This window comes from Kordiimonas sediminis, assembly GCF_014656395.1.
Lineage (GTDB): Bacteria > Pseudomonadota > Alphaproteobacteria > Sphingomonadales > Kordiimonadaceae > Kordiimonas_A > Kordiimonas_A sediminis.
In genome coordinates this window covers 1,188,329-1,205,428 of sequence record NZ_BNCI01000002.1, presented here as the reverse complement: position 1 = coordinate 1,205,428, position 17,100 = coordinate 1,188,329, and the positions used below count along the sequence as shown (strand labels likewise).

Genomic DNA, 17,100 nt, shown 5'->3' with positions numbered 1-17,100 from the left:
ATGGTCTAAAAATCAGGGGGGGCGATTGCGCCCCCCTTTGTTTTGACAGTCTATATACCCACGCGCTGACTGCCTGACAGGCATGACATTTCCATCGCCAATCGTTACAGATAAGTACGGCAGGTCTTTACCACATCCATAAACATGTCTCTGGTCAGGCGGTTGGTGTTCACATTATAGCGGCTGCAATGATAGCTATCGATAAGGGTCTTGCCGTCAGGAAGTGAATGGATAGCACCGTGCCCAAAGGGATAGTCTTTTAATTTCAAACCGAGCGTTTTGATCGTGCTGTCATGGGAAATTTTGCCCAGACACATCATTACTTTCAGGTTTTTCAGACTTTCAATCCGTGAAACCAGAAACGGGCGGCAGGTGTTGATCTCTGCGCCGATCGGCTTGTTTTGTGGTGGGACGCACCGAACAGCGTTGGTAATCATGGTTTTGCGCAGTTCCATGCCGTCATCAGGGTGACGATCATACGTTCCTGACGCTAATCCTGCCTCTAGAAGGACATCGTAAAGAAGATCACCGGCATAGTCGCCAGTAAAGGGCCGGCCGGACCAGTTGGCGCCTTTAAGCCCCGGTGCCAATCCGATTATAAGAAATTCTACCGCTGTGTCCCCACCAGCCGGTCCATAACTTGGAACCGCACCATTGAAAAAGTCCGGGAACTTTTGCTGGTTCTCACGGCGGAACTCCACCAACCGGGGACATAAAAGACAGTCCCTATCGGCTTCGGGCGGATAATAGTCTTTAGACATTAATCTGGTCTTCAAATCCACTATCGGTTGGCACAGTATCAGAACCAGACTTTTTCGGGTTGGTTAGTTCTTCCAGATCCCGCAGGTCAATGAATTGATCGGCCTGACGGCGAAGCTCGTCGGCAATCATGGACGGCTGCGTGCGGTTTGAACTGACGACAGTTACGCGGACGCCGCGGCGCTGCACGGCCTCAAGAAGACGGCGGAAATCCCCGTCACCTGAAAATAGCACTGCATGATCAATCTGGTCAGAGATATTCAGCATATCAACGGCGATCTCGATATCCATATTGCCCTTGATCTTGCGGCGGCCATGTTCGTCAGTGAATTCTTTGACAGGTTTTGTCACCAGCGTGAAGCCGTTATAGTCAAGCCAATCAATCAGTGGACGAAGGGGGGAATATTCCTGATCTTCCAGAATAGCGGTGTAATAAAATGCTCTAACGAGAATGCCTTTATTCGCAAAGAAAGATCTGACTGCTTTATAATCAATTTCCATGTCCAGGGAACGGGCAGTGGCGTAGAGATTTGCGCCATCAATAAAAAGCGCCATGCGCTCTGCGGGATAGAAAATCATAAATAATTCCAGTCCTTAATTTATAAGAATAAATAACGCGAGTTCTTGTATATAGTTTGATCATAGAGCAAGATTGTTTCAAAAGTAAACAGACTGATTTTGGGAAATATAAAAGAGTGATTCAAACAATGGTTGTGTTGGCGCTAGGTGGAAATCTGCCGGGTCCGTTTGGTAACTGTATAACAACACTACAAAAAGCTGTGTCCGCATTACCAGAGTTCGGCGTCGAAATTGATCAGGTTTCCTCATTGTATCAGACGTCACCGGTACCGCCTACGGGGCAGCCTGACTTTCTGAATCTTGCGCTGTTGGGGCGAACGGCCAAATCTCCGCAATCCCTGATGGCGGCCCTTCATGCGCTTGAAGAAAGGCTTGGAAGGGAAAGGGAGGAGCGCTGGAGTGCACGCACGCTCGATATAGACATTATCTTTTACGGGGATGCTATTCTGCCGGATGACACCGCCTGGAAGGCGGCTGCGGAGCACACTGATCCGTCCTATGCCCCACCAGAAGTAACCGTGCCACACCCCCGTATGCACAAGAGGGCTTTTGTGCTGGTGCCTCTGACCGATATTGCACCGGCCTATATCCATCCGGTGCTGGGCCAGTCTGTATCAGCGCTTCTTGATAGTTTACTCGAAACGGGAAATGATGAAACACTTCAAAAGCTTTGCGACCCACAGGATTTCCTTGAAAAATAGTGTTATTCTATGCTTTACATAAAGGCATACTCTTTGTATAAGCGCACGCTTGAATGATATGCCCCGTATCAGTCGCGCATCACATGCGCCCCGGGGTGAACGATATTTGGAGAGATTACATGGCTCGCGTTACCGTCGAAGATTGCGTTGATAAAGTCACCAACCGTTTTGAACTGGTACTTGTTGCTGCGCAGCGTGCGCGTCAGATTTCTGCAGGTGCACCGCTTGAGGTCGAGCGTGATAACGACAAAAATGCTGTCGTTGCCCTTCGTGAAATCGCTGATGAAAAAATTCAGCCAGACGATCTGCGCGAATCCGTTATTCACAGCCTGCGTCAGGTTGTTGAATCTGATGAGCCGGAAGAAGTGGATATGGACATTCTGATGGCAGGCATGGACGAAACATCTGCCGATAGCTAGGTTCCTGATACTGGCGACCAGATTTTTTGAGAAACCCGGTTTTTACCGGGTTTTTTATTGTCTAATCCTGCTCTATATATTGTAACATATTCCAAATTTCCCCAGGTCGAAGGTAGATATCTGTGATCCGTCAGTATGAGTTAGTTGAAAAAGTCCGGAAATATGAGCCCGAAGTAGATGAGTCTCTTCTAAACCGGGCCTACGTGTTTGCCATGAAGGCGCACGGTTCACAGACACGTGCGTCCGGTGATCCGTATTTTTCTCATCCGCTCGAAGTCGCGGGTATTCTGACGGATATGAAACTGGACGGCGACACAATCGCAACTGCCCTGTTGCATGATGTTGTCGAAGATACAGTTGCTACAATAAGTGAGATTGAAGAACTGTTTGGCCCCAAGATTGCCGAACTAGTGGACGGTGTGACGAAGCTCTCCAAGATTGAATTGCAGACGGAAAGTGAACGCCAGGCGGAAAATTTCCGTAAATTCCTTTTGGCAATGTCCAATGATATTCGGGTTCTTTTGGTGAAGCTTGCCGACCGTATGCACAATATGCGGACGCTTGGGCATATTAAAAAGGAAGACAAAAGACGCAGGATTTCGCTCGAAACACTTGAGATCTATGCGCCGCTTGCTGAACGACTTGGAATGCATGAGCTGAAGGATGAATTGGAGCATCTGGCGTTTGAGCATCTGGATATTGAGGCGATGGAGTCAATCACGGCGCGCCTGCATTATTTGATTGAGCAAAACCCGTATCTTGAAATGGAAATGGTTGAAGCGCTGAAAAGCCTTCTCAAAGACAAGAAAATTGATTGCGAGATATCAGGGCGGATTAAGCGTCCATATTCCATCTGGCGGAAAATGGAACGTCAGAATATCACGTTCGAACAGTTATCAGATGTGATGGCCTTTCGGATTATCGTGCCTGACATCGCTACCTGTTATCATGTTCTGGGGATCGTCCATCAGAAATTCCCAATGGTTCCTGGTCGTTTCAAGGATTATATTTCCACACCGAAACGGAATTTTTATCGTAGTTTGCACACTACGGTGATTGGTCCACATAACAGGCGTTTGGAAATCCAGATCAGAACACGCCGTATGCATGAAGAGGCTGAATACGGGGTTGCTGCGCACTGGCAATATAAAACAGATAGCGACAATAAAGAGGGATCCCAATACCGCTGGGTTCGGGAATTGCTGGAAATTCTCGACCATACATCAGATGCGGAAGAATTTCTTGAGCATACCAAGCTGGAAATGTTCCAGGAGAAAGTTTTCTGCTTTACGCCAAAAGGCGAGCTTATTCCGATGCCGCGGGGGTCTACACCTGTTGATTTTGCCTATGCCGTGCATACCGAGGTCGGGGACCACTGTGTTGGCGCCAAGGTGAATGGCCGTATGGTGCCTCTGCGCCACTATCTGGAAAATGGTGATCAGGTAGAAATCCTGACATCCAAAGGACAGTCGCCGTCTCCGCGTTGGGAGACATTTGTTGTCACGGGTAAGGCCCGATCGGCAATCAGACGCCATATCAGGCACGAACAGTTGCGCGATTTCAGAGAGCTTGGCCATACATTGATTGAAAAAGCATGTCGCAGAAATGGTCTGGATTATTCAGAGCGCGGCATGGAAGACGCTGCAAAAATCCTGAAGATGGAAGATGCAGCCCATCTGTACATTGCTGTCGGAGAAGGCAGACTGGCAGAAGAAGATGTGTTGCGCGCGGCGTATCCGGGCTTCACCGAGGATGCCCGCAGTAAAGCATTGCCGCAGGTTTATAAGGACTGGGAGAGTAACGAGCATTCCGTCCTGCCGATCGTTGGTCTTTCTGATAATATCAAGGTGCATTTCAGCGATTGCTGCCACCCGGTTCGGGGTGATCGTATTGTCGGTATTCGGACACCGGGGCAGGGGATTGATATCCATGTCATTTCTTGCCCGAAACTTGATGCCTATGATCAGGACGACAGTCTGTGGTCAGACCTGGGCTGGAATGATAGCCGTGAGGACAAAGGTTTCTATACCGCTGAACTGCGTTTAGAGGTGGTGAACGAACGGGGTGCGCTTGCGAACATTGCCTCTGTTATCGCCAAAAGCGGTGGCAATTTATCGAATGTGGATATTCGCGAACGCGATCCGGAATTTTATGTCATGCATCTTGATGTGGAAGTACGCGACGTGCGGCACCTGACCGATATTCTGCGCAGTCTCCGCGTTAACCGTGTGGTCAGCAGCGGTGACCGCTACACGGTCTCCTAAATCGCCAAGCAAAGATTGGGCGCTTTAGGCTTGACCAGACCATGAATGCCATTTATCCGCCATGTTACGAATAATTACCGAAAGGCCGATCCATGAATACGGAAGATGTTTTACAGGAATTCAGAGAGTGCGGTGCGCTGCTCGAGGGCCATTTTAAACTGTCATCTGGCAAACACAGTTCTGTTTACTGTCAGTGCGCGCTAGTTTTGAAAGAACCTGACGTTGCGAGCCGCCTTGTCGCGGCTTTCATTGAAAAGCTGAAGGCAACGGATGTTGAAATTGATATGGTCGTAAGCCCTGCTATGGGCGGTGTGATCGTTGGATGGGAAGTAGCGCGTCAGCTTGGTGTCCCTGGCATCTTTACTGAACGGGTAGACGGCAAGCTTGAATTGCGCCGGGGGTTTGAAATCCCTGAGGGTGCAAAGGTGCTGATGATGGAAGATATCATCACTACAGGTCTGTCGTCCCGGGAATGCATCGAAGCGATTGAAGAAAAAGGCGGCAAGGTTGTTGCTGCCGGGTGCCTGATTAACCGCAGCGGTGGCCGCGCCGAAGTTGGTGCCCCAATAACTGCGCTTGCAACAATTGATGCACCAACATTTGACCCGGACAATGTTCCTGATCATCTGAAAGATATTCCAGCAATTAAGCCGGGAAGCAGAGGGTTAAAAAAATAAATGCTGTTCAGGCGACGGGATAAACAGCGGCTTACTGATAAAGTCATAACCTGGGTCTGGCCCAGACGTGGCTGGTCCCGTGCTGCGCGCTATGTCTGGTTCCGTGTGGCACGTCTACCCGGGACACCGCACTCTATTGCGGCAGGGATTGCCTCCGGGGCGGCCGTATCCTTCACGCCTTTTATAGGGTTCCACTTTTTGATGGGTTTTCTGGTTGCCTGGATTTTGCGGGGTAATCTGTTCGCATCGGCGATCGGTACCTTTGTTGGAAATCCGTGGACCTTCCCTTTGATGTTTGCCCTGAATGCCACGATTGGCGCGGCTATTTTAGGCGAAGATATGGTCGCAGAAATGCCCGAGTTTGTCTGGGCGAATATCAGTCAGGACCCTCTTGGGTATCTGGCGTCCATTTGGCCTGCCTTTATGCCGCTTCTTGTCGGCTCCATACCGTCAGTGGTGGTCGCATGGATCGTATTTTATTTTGCTTTTAAAATTCTGCTGACAGGCTACCATGCCAATCGTGTACGGCGGAAAAAGCCTGATTATCTGGTTGGCGAGGACGAGAATGACACCTGATACATCCTTTCTTAGACTTGGCGTAAATATCGACCATGTCGCTACTATCAGAAATGCGCGCGGTATCGCGCATCCTGATCCGCTTAGGGCCGCGTTGATGGCTGAAAAAGCGGGCGCAGACGGTATTACAGCCCACCTTCGGGAAGACCGGCGTCATATTTCTGATCAGGATATTGATTTGTTAAGCCAACGGTTAACTGTTCCCCTGAATCTAGAGATGGCGGCGACGGAGGAAATGCTGGAAATAGCACTGCGTCATAAACCGCATGCCTGTTGTCTGGTGCCTGAAAAAAGAGAAGAGCTTACAACAGAGGGCGGTCTGGACGTTGCCGGACAATTTGACCGGTTGGAGCCGTACGTCAAAGCCCTTTCGGGTGCGGGGTGTCGTGTCAGTCTATTTATTGATCCTGCGAAGGAACAGTTGGAAGCAGCAGTGGCACTAGGCGCGCCAGTAACAGAATTACATACGGGCGCTTACTGTGATCTGGACGGAGAGGAACGCGAGGCGGAGCTGGCCCGGATTGTGGAGGCCTCTGCGTATGGTAGTTCTATCGGCCTAGAAATGCATGCAGGGCATGGTCTTAGTTTTGATACAGTGGGACCTATTGCATCAATTCCCCAGTTGCAAGAGCTGAATATTGGACATTTTCTTATTGGGGAAGCAATTTTTGTTGGCCTTGAAAACGCAATTCAGAAAATGCGTGCAGCGATGGATGCAGCACGTAGTGGGCAGTCTTAATGGCAGCTAATTCCTCAAAGTCATCTCGTTTGAAAAAAGCACCTAGGCAAGCCACGTCGAATGATCGCTTGGTGCGTAAAAAATCGTCAGGGCAAGATTTGATTGGATATAGCTTCAAGAATGAAGCGCTGTTGTCCGAGGCATTAAGTCATCCGTCCTTGTCAGGTCGGGAGAACTACCAGCGGCTGGAATTTCTTGGAGACCGTGTTTTGGGTCTGGTGATTTCCACATGGCTTTTTGAAAAGTTCCCGGCAGAGGCAGAAGGCCAGTTAAATCGCCGTTTCATTGCCCTGGTGCGCAAAGAGACACTGGCAGAGGTCGCGCGCGAGTTGGGCCTTGTTGATGTGATCAAGATGACTCCAGGTGCGCGCAAGGAAGGCGCACACACCAAAGATGCGGTGCAGGCTGATGTGTGCGAGGCCGTGATTGGCGCTATGTATCTGGATGGTGGCCTTGAAGTAGCGCGTGCGTTTATCAAAAAACATTGGGAAAGCCGCGTCGGGGAAGAAGAAGCAACTGCCAAGGATTTTAAAACCCGACTGCAGGAATTTGCGCAAGGTCGCGGTCTGGCTTTGCCTACGTATAAGCAAACGGGCCGAAAAGGACCGGATCATAGTCCCATATTCACAATAAGTGTTACTGTCGAAGGACACGGTGAAGCCGAAGGGCAGGGAACGTCAAAAAGAATAGCAGAGCAAGCTGCTGCAGACATGTTGTTGCAAAAGCTGGCCACAAAAGGACAATCAAAATGAAATGTGGATTTGTTGCACTGATTGGTGCCCCAAACGCTGGGAAATCAACACTCCTGAATAATCTTGTCGGCATGAAAGTCGCGATTGTTACCCACAAAGTACAAACAACAAGAACACGCATTACCGGCATTGCCATGCATGATGAAACGCAGTTGGTTTTCATTGATACGCCGGGTATTTTTAAGCCGAAAAGACGGTTGGATCGTGCGATGGTAGGAGCCGCCTGGAAGGGGGCAGAAGACGCCGAGCAGGTCGTACTGCTGATTGATGCCCGTAAAGGGTTCAATGACGAAGTGGAAAGCATCGTTGGCAGCCTGAAAGATGCGGGGCAAAAAGTAGTATTGTGCATCAATAAAATCGATCAGGTAAAGCGGGATAGCCTGCTTGCTCTTGCGCAGACCCTGAATGAAACAGGCGTATTCACAGATACTTTTATGATTTCCGCCCTGAACGGGGACGGCGTGGAAGACCTGAAAGCGTTTCTGGCGTCACGTGCACCAGAGGGCCCTTATATGTACCCCGAAGATCAGGTGTCAGATATGACAATGCGCCTGATCGCAGCAGAGGTGACGCGGGAAAAAGTGTATCTGCGGCTGCATGATGAATTGCCGTATGCCACAACTGTAGAGACTGAAAAGTGGACCGACCAGAAGGATGGCTCTGTTCGGATTGAACAGGTTATTCATGTCCAGCGCGATACGCAAAAAGGTATCGTCATCGGTAAAGGTGGTGCGATGCTGAAACAGTTAGGTCAGATGGCCCGCGAGGAACTGGAAGAACTGCTTGAACGCAGGGTGCATCTTTTCCTGCATGTACGTGTGACCGAGCGATGGGCAGAAGACCGCACCGTCTATCAGGACATGGGGCTTGATTTCGTCGATTAAGGAAAACACCCTCCATGGAATGGCAAGGTGACGGCATAGTCTTATCGTCTTCCAAATTCGGGGAAACCGACGCACTTTTGGAAGTGATGAGCCGTGAAAACGGTCGGCACCGAGGCTTTGTCAAAGGCGGGAGCGGAAAGCGCCTTGGTCCTGTTTTGCAGGCCGGCAATTTCCTGACACTAAAATGGCGATCACGCATTGAAGAAAACCTGGGGCGGTTTACCGTCGAGCTGGATCGAAGCCCACTGGGGTTGATTATGGGGGATGGTCTGCGGCTGATGACACTTAGCGCGATGGTCAGTGTAGTGTCTGCTAGCCTGCCTGAACGTGAAAACCATCCCGCAGTGTATGACAGCCTTAAAGCCATGATAGAATATGTCGAGCGCTCAGATGTTGATCCGGCCGGCTGGGCCGCCGCACTTGTCCGGCTTGAAATGGGAATATTGAGCGATCTTGGGTACGGTCTGGATTTGTCTGAGTGCGCGGCCACCGGTAGTGATGAAGACCTTGTGTATGTCTCACCAAAATCAGCACGGGCAGTAAGTCGTGCCGCGGGGCGTCCCTATCACGATAAATTACTGACATTGCCATCCTTTCTAATGGGGCCGGTTGTGGAGGAAGTCGGGACACGGGCGGCAATAGAAGGATTGAATCTGACCGGATATTTTCTGGAACGTCAGGTTTGGCAGGTCCGACATAGAACACCACCACAAGCCAGAGAGAGGCTTTTGTCGAAGCTTGTATCAATGGCAAAAAAATCTGTGGATTAAGCACAACATCTTGTAGTTTTTTGAAATAGCCTTGCTATAGTCCTGTCATGTCTATGCAATCTGATATTTCTGATAAAATCATTGAGGCGCCCTTCGCGAATGCTTTGAGCGATCGGTACCTGTCCTATGCTTTGTCTACCATTATGTCTCGTTCGCTTCCGGATGTGCGTGATGGTCTGAAACCTGTTCACAGGCGGCTTCTCTATGCGATGCGTCTTCTGAAACTGGACCCTAAGTCTGGATACAAGAAATGTGCGCGTGTTGTAGGCGATGTGATCGGTAAGTATCACCCCCATGGTGATCAGTCGGTTTATGATGCATTGGTGCGACTGGCACAGGATTTTGCGGTTCGCTATCCACTGATTGATGGTCAGGGCAACTTCGGCAACATCGACGGCGATAACGCGGCCGCCATGCGTTATACCGAGGCAAGAATGACCGAAGTCGGCGCTATTCTGATGGATGGTCTGGAAGAAGACTCGGTCGACTTCCGCGAGACATATGACGGGGAAGATGAAGAACCTATCGTATTCCCGGGGCCGTTCCCGAACCTGATGGCGAACGGTGCGACAGGGATTGCCGTTGGTATGGCGACCAGCATCCCGCCCCATAATCTTGGCGAACTTGTTGACGGTATGCAGCTTCTGATCGAAGCAAGGCGAAAGCCGTCTGTTGAGGTAACGGTTAAAGATCTACTGGACCGTATCCCGGGGCCAGACTTCCCGACGGGTGGCCATGTGGTGGAATCGCGGGAAAGCATTCTCCAGTCATATGAGACGGGTAGAGGCAGCTTCCGCATGCGGGCGCGCTGGGAAAAAGAAGAATTGCCCCGTGGTCTTTATAATATCGTGATTACGGAAATTCCCTATCAGGTGCAAAAGTCCAAGCTTATCGAACGAATTGCAGATCTGGTATCAGATAAAAAGCTGCCTATTTTGGCGGATGTCCGCGACGAATCTACGGACATAATGCGTATTGTGCTGGAGCCTAAGAACCGTACTGTTGATCCGAACATGTTGATGGAAAGTCTCTTTAAACTTACGGATCTCGAATCCCGTTTTTCCATGAATTTGAATGTGATCGCCCTGGACGGTAAACCGCGTGTGCTGTCACTGAAGGAAATGCTGGATAGTTTCCTTGATCATCAGATTGATGTTCTGGTGCGTCGCAGTAAATTTAAGCTGGCTAAGATTGAACGCAGGCTGGAAATCCTTGCTGGATATTTGATTGCTTATCTGAATCTGGATGAGGTGATCAGAATTATCCGGGAAGAGGATGATGCAAAAGCCGTGATGATGGAAAAATTCAAGCTGACGGAAGTGCAGGTTGAAGCCATTTTGAACATGCGGTTGCGCGCGCTGCGGAAACTGGAAGAACTGGAAATACGCCGCGAACATTCCGAACTGGAAGACGAGCGTGGCCAAATCCTCGCACTTCTTGATAGCAGTGACCTACAGTGGCTTTCTGTCGGCGACAGACTTGCTGAGATGAAGCGCCTGTTTGGCCCGGATACTAACCTGGGCAAACGCAGAACAACTTTTGGGGATGCGCCGATTGCTGAAGTTGTGCCACTTGAAGCCATGATCGAAAAAGAGCCAATCACCGTTGTTTGTTCAAAACGCGGGTGGATCAGAGCACTTAAAGGCCATGTAAAGCCAGAGGAAGAGCTGAAGTATAAAGAAGGGGACAGTGAACGGTTCCGCTTCCATGCGCAGACGACTGACAAAATCTTTTTATTTTCCTCTGTCGGGCGGATCTACACCCTTGGTGCCGACAAGCTGCCAGGGGGACGCGGTAACGGTGAACCTGTGCGTTTGATGGTGGATATGGATGCTAACGACGAGATCGTTGCTTTGATGCCTTATCTGCCGGGCAGCAAACTCTTTGTAGCCAGTTCTATTGGTAAAGGCTTTATGGCAGAGGCAGATAATGCAGTCGCCATGACAAAAAGTGGTAAGCAATTGCTGAATCTGCCGGGCGAAGCTGTTGCCTCACACTGTTTGCCGGTCACTGGCGATAGTGTTGCCGTGATTGGGGATAACCGAAAATTGCTGGTGTTTGCGCAGGACGAATTGCCAACGATGAACCGTGGTCAAGGGGTGCAACTGCAGCGCTATAAAGACGGCGGTTTGTCCGATGTGTTGATGTTCACCCGCGAAGATGGGTTGACGTGGCCAATGGGCGGCAGTGGGGATCGCTGGCGCACGGAAACCGAGTTGGCACCGTGGACAGGCAAGCGCGGCAATGCAGGGCGATTACCGCCAATGGGCTTCCCGCGTAATAATAAGTTCCGGTGAAGTTAAGGTGTCGCTGCTATTCTTGGATGAAGGCAGCGGCAGATTTCTTCCGTTTAAATACGGAAAAGCACGTAAAAGTTTTTGTGATTTAATCCCTGACATGTAACAGTAACATGGGAATTAAAAGGGACCTGTATGAGCGATTATGATTTCGATAGGGTGAATGTACTTTTGGCGGAAGACAGTCCGTTCATTCGTTCTTTGCTTGTGAATTCGTTGAAAGTTTTGGGTGTAGGGCAGGTAATAGCCGTTGAACACGGTGGCGATGCCATTAATTTCCTGAAACGGGTTAAAGAAGAACCCATGAAAGTGGGTATTCAGCAGATTGATATCATTGTTTCCAACTGGGATATGTCGCCAGTTGACGGCATGATGTTCCTGCGGTGGGTGCGCCGCCATAAGGACAGCCCAGATCGTTTTGTACCCTTTGTCATGATTACCAGTTATACAGAGCCAGAGAGGGTTACAATGGCGCGCGAGATGGGCGTAACAGAAATTCTGGCGAAACCCTTCACGATCAAAAACATTGCCGACAAGCTTGTTTCAATCATTGAACGCCCACGTCAGTTTGTGCATACCAAAGACTATTTCGGGCCAGACCGTCGTCGTCAGAAATTGGAACCCAAAGGCCCTGAACGGCGCGTTTTGACAGACAAAAGCGAAGGCGTGGAGATTATCCGTGGCTAAAAAAAGCAACGCACCAGTTATCGTTCGTTTTTACCGTTTTAAAAACCGGCTGCGGGATAAAACGGCAGGCCTGTCTGCGGGCGGAGCTTCTATCAGTGTTGAGGCACTTGAGGCCGCGTCACAGGCGCTTGAGAAAATGTCAGAAGACTATCCTGACTGGGTTTCTGGTTTGATTGCGAAACTGCAGGAGCAACATGGCCGCTGTGTTGATACCCCCGAAAACCGGAAGGACTTTTTTGAGGAAATCAATCATATTGCCCATGATATGAAAGGGCAGGGGGGTACCTTTGGTTATCCTCTTATTACTGCGTTCTCAGACTCGCTGTATGACTTTACAACAACCAAGTCTGGTATCACGGATAATATGATTGAGGTAGTGAAGGCCCATATTGATGCCATGAAGGCCGTCATCCGTGGCCGGGTTAGTGGTGATGGCGGTGAGGTTGGCGCAACACTGACAAGAACGCTGAATGAAGCAATCGCCAAATACGACACATAATTTTCTTTGGTGTACTTTCTTCATAGAAGGATATGAAACATGCTTGGTAAAAGACTGATCATCGCTGGTTTGATGGCAAGTGCTGGCGCCCTATCTGTGCCTTCAGTTATGCCCTTGTTTGCAGAAGACGCACAGACCATTGAACAGGCTATTTCGTCGGCGGAACGTCCGGACACAGATCGCGCACGGGATGCAGACCGTAAGCCATCAGAGGTTTTGTCATTTTTTGGCGTAGAGGAAGGGCAGACTATTCTGGACCTGTTTTCAGGCGGCGGATACTATACTGAATTGCTTTCCCGCATCGTCGGCCCAAACGGGAAGGTTACAGCGCATAATAATGCCGCCTATCTCTCCTTTGCCAAGAATGACCTGAAGACCCGCTACGAGAACGGCAGACTTGCCAATGTGCAGTCATTGATCGCCGAGGCTGATGATATACACTTAGCCCCGGACAGCCTGGATTTTGTCATGATGACACTGACCTTTCATGACTTGTATTATCATAGCGAAAACTGGCCCGAAATTGATGCAGACCGGTTGCTTTCAGAACTGTTCAAAGGACTGAAGCCGGGCGGTGTCGTTGGTATTATCGACCATTCGGCCAAGACAGGTGCGCCGCTCGAACTGACAGCAAATCAATTGCACAGAATTGATGCGGGGAAAGTCATCACGATTATGACCGGGCACGGGTTTGTTTTAGTTGATGAAAGTGATGTTTTGCGCAATCCGGATGATCCACTGACGATCTCGATGTTTGATGCATCTATTCGCGGCAAAACGGATAGATTTGTCATGAAATTCAAGAAGCCAGAATGATCTGAAGCAGCAGATTATGTATGTAATCTGTATGTATTATTGGACCAGAAAAGCAAAAAGCCGGGGGTAATCCCGGCTTTTTTTTAGTTAATATCTTACCATAGGAAGAAGGTAGGCATTATGCGCCTTTACTTGTTCCTGTTATCGAGATCAAGCGCATGGTGCATAATATGGTAGACCACATTCTGTTCCATGGTGCCTTTCGCGAGATGAGACCAAGGACCAATCGCAAATAGTCCAACATCTTCACCGCCATGCGTTTCACTTCTCGTTGGCACAAGTGCTTGCTGCTTAAAATCTGGCTTGGCTACTTCTTCTGCCGTCAGGTGTGGGCGTTCGCCTTTTACTGCGCCTGAACCGTTATGGTAGCCCAGAGTTGTGTAAGGCTTGCCGTCCTTGGCGAGAGTAAGTTCTTGCTTTATTTCACCATTTTCGTCCCGGTTAAGGCTGTTGACCAGGCCGAAGATCGGGTTTCCTCTGACCGGGTACCCTGCCATAGTAAAGACATGGCTGTGGTCGGCTGTAACCAGAATAAGTGTTTCTTCTGTATCAACAAGCTCAAGCGTACGTTTAACAGCACGTGACAGCTCAACTGCATCATGGAGAGCCAGATAGGCGCTTCCACCGTGATGACCGTGGTCCACTCTACCTGCTTCTACCATCAGATAGTAACCGTCTTCATCCTTGGAAAGTGCTTTGATCGCTGCTTCAGTCATCTCTGTCAGAGTTGGTTCTTCTGTGCCGTCACGCTGGGCTTCAAAGCTCATGTGACTGGAAGAAAACAGGCCAAGAAGGTGGTCAGCTTCAACAGACTTCAGCTCTGCCGCCGTTTCGATGTAGGCGGCGTTGTTGAAAGTGCTTACCCATTCTTTTGTCAGGTCACGCCCGTCTTTTCGCTTGCCGCCTTCAGAAACTGGTTTAAAGCTGCGACGGCCTCCGCCAAGGGCAACTTCAAGGCCGTCACCACCAATTTTGTCGATAATCTGCTGGCCAATATCCCGACAGCCTGCTTCAATTGCCTTTGTCGGCATGTCAGCGTCTGTTTCCCACTCGCGAAGAGGGGAGTGTGCATATACGGCTGCGGGTGTTGCGTGCGTCAGGCGTGCAGTTGATACAATACCTGTTGCCATACCAGCTGCCTCTGCTTTGTAGGCAAGCGGTGTTACAAGATTGTCCGCGATATTGTCACAGGTTGCCTGCATGTGTGTCGGTGCCGTGTTAATCACACCAATACGGGTTTTAACCCCAGTGTTTAGTGCACTTGCCGTGCCAGCTGAGTCTGCCACCTGCGAATCCACATTGTAGGTTTTCACAAGTGCTGTGTGTGGAAACTTTTCAAAACTCAGGAAATTTTCTTCACCTGGCTGGCCTGCTAACTGCCCCTCAAGAATACGGGCGGCCGTCAAGGTTGAAATCCCCATGCCGTCACCAACAAACAGAATGACATTCTTAGCGCGTTTTGTGTTGGGCTTGTCTGCAAGGCGTTCTTTGATTGCGTCTTGACCGGCTTTTGTCCAGCTTTCGGTTGTACCTGTGTCAAAGTCTGCAGACGTGGCAATTGGTGTGATCAGCGCAATTGCTGCAACCGTTTTAAGTAAAGATTTCACTAGTGTTTCCCCGAATTTAGTATCAATTCCAAATAGACGCTCTGCGGCAGTATTTACAACCATATTGACCCTGCAGATCACTCTTTTAATGTACTGTTTATCATAACTATCTATGTGAAGGAAATATGACAATTTATTCATTGATCCTTATGTTTGCGCGCCAGATGTATGACTTTAGATCTAGGGGTTTAGCAGGAAATCGCAATCTTCAATCATTTCAGCGCATATAGCGTGCGATCCAAGTGTATCTATGGTTAGCATTCAGTCATCGCCGTTAAGAGCGATTTACAACAATGACAGCATTAAAGACATATGCGAGGAGAACAATAATGTCATACACAGCTATTACAAAAACTTTGGCTGCAGCAGCAGTTGTTGCAGGTTTCAGCGGCATTGCGCATGCCGGTAGCGATGGCGGGGATCTTAACCACTGGGCACAAAAGGCAGGTAAGCACCTGACTGCTGAAATGAAGTATCCTGCACTGGCCGTTCGCAAAAATGCAGAAGGCTCCCCCCTGTTTCAGGTAACGGTCAGCCGTAACGGTGATATCGAAGCAATCAAGCCAGTTCGTATGGCAAGTAGCCCTATGATTAACTCTACTGCTCGTAAGTCTCTGAAGAAAGTGGACTTTCCTGCATTGCCTGCTGACTATGATGGGGAAAAGCTGACTTTTTCAGTGCAGATGAATTATGCAATTGCTGGGTCCGCGCAGGAAGAGCGAATTTTACGCCGTGAAGGTCGTGTAACAAGCCGTCAGCTTGCGAATGCAGGTGCTCCGATGGTTGCAAGCATCACTTTGATGGGCGAAGAATAATCGTTGGTTAGGTTCAATATCTGAATTTGTTGGAGGGGGTTTCCGCGGAAGTCCCCTTTTTTGTGCCGATTGGCCGATTAGCGGCGTAATTCTTTCATAGCATCGTCAATACCGCTTAATGTCAGTGGATACATGCGGTCTTCCATCAGAGTTTTCATGATTTGGATAGATTGGCTGTAATCCCAGTGTCCATCCGGGATGGGGTTTAGCCAAATTGCTTTTGAATAAACATCAGTCAGACGCCGCATCCAGACTTCACCAGATTCTTCATTCCAGTGCTCGACCGATCCGCCGGGGTAGGTGATCTCATAGGGGCTCATCGATGCATCACCTACTATGATGACCTTATAGTCATGTGGGTAGGTATGCAGAAGGTCCATGGTCGGTATGAAATCATTGAACCGACGAGCATTATCCTTCCAGACGCGTTCATATAGGCAGTTGTGGAAATAGAAAAATTCCAGATGTTTAAATTCTGTCCTCGCGGCGGAGAATAATTCTTCACACACTTTAATGTGAGGGTCCATAGAGCCGCCAACATCAAAGAATAGTAATAGTTTCACAGCATTATGACGTTCTGGAACCATTTTGATGTTCAGATACCCCTGATGCGCTGTTGACCGGATTGTTTCATCAAGGTCCAACTCGGAAGCTTCTCCTTCACGGGCGAACTGTCTTAGTTTCCTGAGAGCAACTTTAATGTTCCGGGTGCCGAGTTCCACAGAATCATCCAGGTTTTTAAATTCCCGTTTGTCCCAAACCTTGATGGCTCGACCGTGTCGTCCTTCTTTCTGGCCGATACGAACGCCCTCTGGGTTGTAACCGTATGCGCCGAAGGGACTTCTGCCGGCGGTTCCGATCCATTTGTTACCGCCCTGGTGTCGGCCTTCCTGTTCTTCAAGGCGCTTTTTCAGGGTCTCCATAATTTCATCCCAGGAACCCAGCGACTTTATTTTTTCCATCTCTTCTTCAGAGAGATAAAGTTCTGCAAGTTTCTTAAGCCATTCGTCAGGGATGTTGGCCGTTTCATCATCGCCGATAAATTCAATGCCTTTGAAAACATGGGCAAAAATACGGTCAAACTTATCCAGGTTTTTTTCATCTTTTACAAAAACAGACCGGGCCAGATAGTAAAAGTCATCAACATTATAGCTGGCACAGCCAGCCTCTAACGCTTCAAGGAGTGTTAGATACTCCTTGATCGTGATGGGCAGGCCCCCTTCCTTCAGTTCATAAAAGAAGTTGATGAACATGGAAGC

The 17,100-nt window shown here is 49.3% G+C and carries 17 protein-coding genes and 1 pseudogene; 14 read left to right on the top strand and 4 right to left on the bottom strand.

The window, feature by feature from the left end:
- Window positions 1-104: 104 nt before the first annotated feature.
- Both IE181_RS13150 and IE181_RS13145 read right to left on the bottom strand, forming a co-directional pair.
- The gene (locus IE181_RS13150; protein ID WP_191253674.1) at window positions 105-761 is read right to left on the bottom strand and encodes a uracil-DNA glycosylase; all 657 of its coding nucleotides are present in this window, start codon (window positions 759-761) and stop codon (window positions 105-107) included.
- Entirely contained in the window at window positions 754-1,338 is a 585-nt protein-coding gene (locus IE181_RS13145) for a LabA-like NYN domain-containing protein (RefSeq protein WP_191253672.1), read from the bottom strand. The genes IE181_RS13150 and IE181_RS13145 overlap by 8 nt, the downstream gene beginning before the upstream one ends.
- A gap of 116 nt (window positions 1,339-1,454) precedes the next feature.
- Between IE181_RS13145 and folK the strand changes: the two genes are divergently transcribed.
- The 13 genes and pseudogenes from folK to IE181_RS13080 all read left to right on the top strand — a co-directional run bounded on the left by folK (window position 1,455) and on the right by IE181_RS13080 (window position 13,419).
- Complete coding sequence (gene folK, locus IE181_RS13140; RefSeq protein WP_191253670.1) at window positions 1,455-2,039, top strand: 2-amino-4-hydroxy-6-hydroxymethyldihydropteridine diphosphokinase; 585 nt, start codon at window positions 1,455-1,457, stop codon at window positions 2,037-2,039.
- Window positions 2,040-2,158: 119 nt separating this feature from the next.
- Window positions 2,159-2,428 (top strand): annotated as a pseudogene (gene rpoZ / locus IE181_RS14665) (DNA-directed RNA polymerase subunit omega); the annotation flags it as partial.
- A 152-nt stretch (window positions 2,429-2,580) separates the two neighbouring features.
- A complete protein-coding gene (locus IE181_RS13130) occupies window positions 2,581-4,722 on the top strand; it encodes a RelA/SpoT family protein (RefSeq protein ID WP_191253665.1) in 2,142 nt (713 codons plus the stop codon).
- 92 nt (window positions 4,723-4,814) lie between these two features.
- The gene (pyrE, locus tag IE181_RS13125; RefSeq protein ID WP_191253664.1) at window positions 4,815-5,399 is read left to right on the top strand and encodes an orotate phosphoribosyltransferase; all 585 of its coding nucleotides are present in this window, start codon (window positions 4,815-4,817) and stop codon (window positions 5,397-5,399) included.
- Entirely contained in the window at window positions 5,400-5,975 is a 576-nt protein-coding gene (locus tag IE181_RS13120) for a DUF2062 domain-containing protein (RefSeq protein ID WP_191253663.1), read from the top strand.
- Complete coding sequence (locus tag IE181_RS13115; protein ID WP_191253662.1) at window positions 5,965-6,714, top strand: pyridoxine 5'-phosphate synthase; 750 nt, start codon at window positions 5,965-5,967, stop codon at window positions 6,712-6,714. The genes IE181_RS13120 and IE181_RS13115 overlap by 11 nt, the downstream gene beginning before the upstream one ends.
- On the top strand, window positions 6,714-7,466 hold the full coding sequence (gene rnc, locus IE181_RS13110) for a ribonuclease III (RefSeq protein ID WP_191253661.1): 753 nt from the start codon (window positions 6,714-6,716) through the stop codon (window positions 7,464-7,466). The genes IE181_RS13115 and rnc overlap by 1 nt, the downstream gene beginning before the upstream one ends.
- On the top strand, window positions 7,463-8,350 hold the full coding sequence (era, locus tag IE181_RS13105; RefSeq protein ID WP_191253660.1) for a GTPase Era: 888 nt from the start codon (window positions 7,463-7,465) through the stop codon (window positions 8,348-8,350). The genes rnc and era overlap by 4 nt, the downstream gene beginning before the upstream one ends.
- 14 nt (window positions 8,351-8,364) lie before the next feature.
- Window positions 8,365-9,120, top strand: coding sequence for a DNA repair protein RecO (gene recO, locus IE181_RS13100; RefSeq protein ID WP_191253659.1), 756 nt, complete (start codon window positions 8,365-8,367; stop codon window positions 9,118-9,120).
- 47 nt (window positions 9,121-9,167) lie between these two features.
- Window positions 9,168-11,417: a DNA topoisomerase IV subunit A gene (gene parC / locus IE181_RS13095; RefSeq protein ID WP_191253658.1), complete on the top strand. Its 2,250-nt coding sequence runs from the start codon at window positions 9,168-9,170 to the stop codon at window positions 11,415-11,417.
- A 135-nt stretch (window positions 11,418-11,552) separates the two neighbouring features.
- Window positions 11,553-12,104, top strand: coding sequence for a response regulator (locus IE181_RS13090; RefSeq protein WP_191253656.1), 552 nt, complete (start codon window positions 11,553-11,555; stop codon window positions 12,102-12,104).
- A complete protein-coding gene (locus tag IE181_RS13085; RefSeq protein ID WP_191253654.1) occupies window positions 12,097-12,603 on the top strand; it encodes a hypothetical protein in 507 nt (168 codons plus the stop codon). The genes IE181_RS13090 and IE181_RS13085 overlap by 8 nt, the downstream gene beginning before the upstream one ends.
- Window positions 12,604-12,642: 39 nt before the next feature.
- The gene (locus IE181_RS13080; protein ID WP_229819431.1) at window positions 12,643-13,419 is read left to right on the top strand and encodes a class I SAM-dependent methyltransferase; all 777 of its coding nucleotides are present in this window, start codon (window positions 12,643-12,645) and stop codon (window positions 13,417-13,419) included.
- 128 nt (window positions 13,420-13,547) lie between these two features.
- Here IE181_RS13080 and IE181_RS13075 read toward each other — a convergent pair whose 3' ends face one another.
- Entirely contained in the window at window positions 13,548-15,089 is a 1,542-nt protein-coding gene (locus IE181_RS13075; protein WP_191253652.1) for an alkaline phosphatase, read from the bottom strand.
- A gap of 266 nt (window positions 15,090-15,355) precedes the next feature.
- Between IE181_RS13075 and IE181_RS13070 the strand changes: the two genes are divergently transcribed.
- Window positions 15,356-15,841, top strand: coding sequence for an energy transducer TonB (locus IE181_RS13070; RefSeq protein ID WP_191253650.1), 486 nt, complete (start codon window positions 15,356-15,358; stop codon window positions 15,839-15,841).
- Window positions 15,842-15,918: 77 nt separating this feature from the next.
- Here IE181_RS13070 and IE181_RS13065 read toward each other — a convergent pair whose 3' ends face one another.
- Window positions 15,919-17,094 carry a vWA domain-containing protein gene (locus tag IE181_RS13065; protein WP_191253648.1) on the bottom strand — a complete coding sequence of 392 codons (1,176 nt, stop codon included), beginning with the start codon at window positions 17,092-17,094 and terminating at the stop codon, window positions 15,919-15,921.
- Window positions 17,095-17,100: the final 6 nt, after the last annotated feature.

What these genes read in the sequence shown, in the direction of transcription:
- IE181_RS13150 (WP_191253674.1), bottom strand. Translation starts at nt 761, where the DNA reads ATGTCTAAAGACTATTATCCGCCCGAAGCCGATAGGGACTGTCTTTTA.
- IE181_RS13145 (WP_191253672.1), bottom strand. Translation starts at nt 1,338, where the DNA reads ATGATTTTCTATCCCGCAGAGCGCATGGCGCTTTTTATTGATGGCGCA.
- pyrE (WP_191253664.1), top strand. Translation starts at nt 4,815, where the DNA reads ATGAATACGGAAGATGTTTTACAGGAATTCAGAGAGTGCGGTGCGCTG.
- IE181_RS13120 (WP_191253663.1), top strand. Translation starts at nt 5,400, where the DNA reads ATGCTGTTCAGGCGACGGGATAAACAGCGGCTTACTGATAAAGTCATA.
- IE181_RS13115 (WP_191253662.1), top strand. Translation starts at nt 5,965, where the DNA reads ATGACACCTGATACATCCTTTCTTAGACTTGGCGTAAATATCGACCAT.
- rnc (WP_191253661.1), top strand. Translation starts at nt 6,714, where the DNA reads ATGGCAGCTAATTCCTCAAAGTCATCTCGTTTGAAAAAAGCACCTAGG.
- era (WP_191253660.1), top strand. Translation starts at nt 7,463, where the DNA reads ATGAAATGTGGATTTGTTGCACTGATTGGTGCCCCAAACGCTGGGAAA.
- recO (WP_191253659.1), top strand. Translation starts at nt 8,365, where the DNA reads ATGGAATGGCAAGGTGACGGCATAGTCTTATCGTCTTCCAAATTCGGG.
- parC (WP_191253658.1), top strand. Translation starts at nt 9,168, where the DNA reads ATGTCTATGCAATCTGATATTTCTGATAAAATCATTGAGGCGCCCTTC.
- IE181_RS13090 (WP_191253656.1), top strand. Translation starts at nt 11,553, where the DNA reads ATGAGCGATTATGATTTCGATAGGGTGAATGTACTTTTGGCGGAAGAC.
- IE181_RS13080 (WP_229819431.1), top strand. Translation starts at nt 12,643, where the DNA reads ATGCTTGGTAAAAGACTGATCATCGCTGGTTTGATGGCAAGTGCTGGC.
- IE181_RS13075 (WP_191253652.1), bottom strand. Translation starts at nt 15,089, where the DNA reads ATGGTTGTAAATACTGCCGCAGAGCGTCTATTTGGAATTGATACTAAA.
- IE181_RS13070 (WP_191253650.1), top strand. Translation starts at nt 15,356, where the DNA reads ATGTCATACACAGCTATTACAAAAACTTTGGCTGCAGCAGCAGTTGTT.
- IE181_RS13065 (WP_191253648.1), bottom strand. Translation starts at nt 17,094, where the DNA reads ATGTTCATCAACTTCTTTTATGAACTGAAGGAAGGGGGCCTGCCCATC.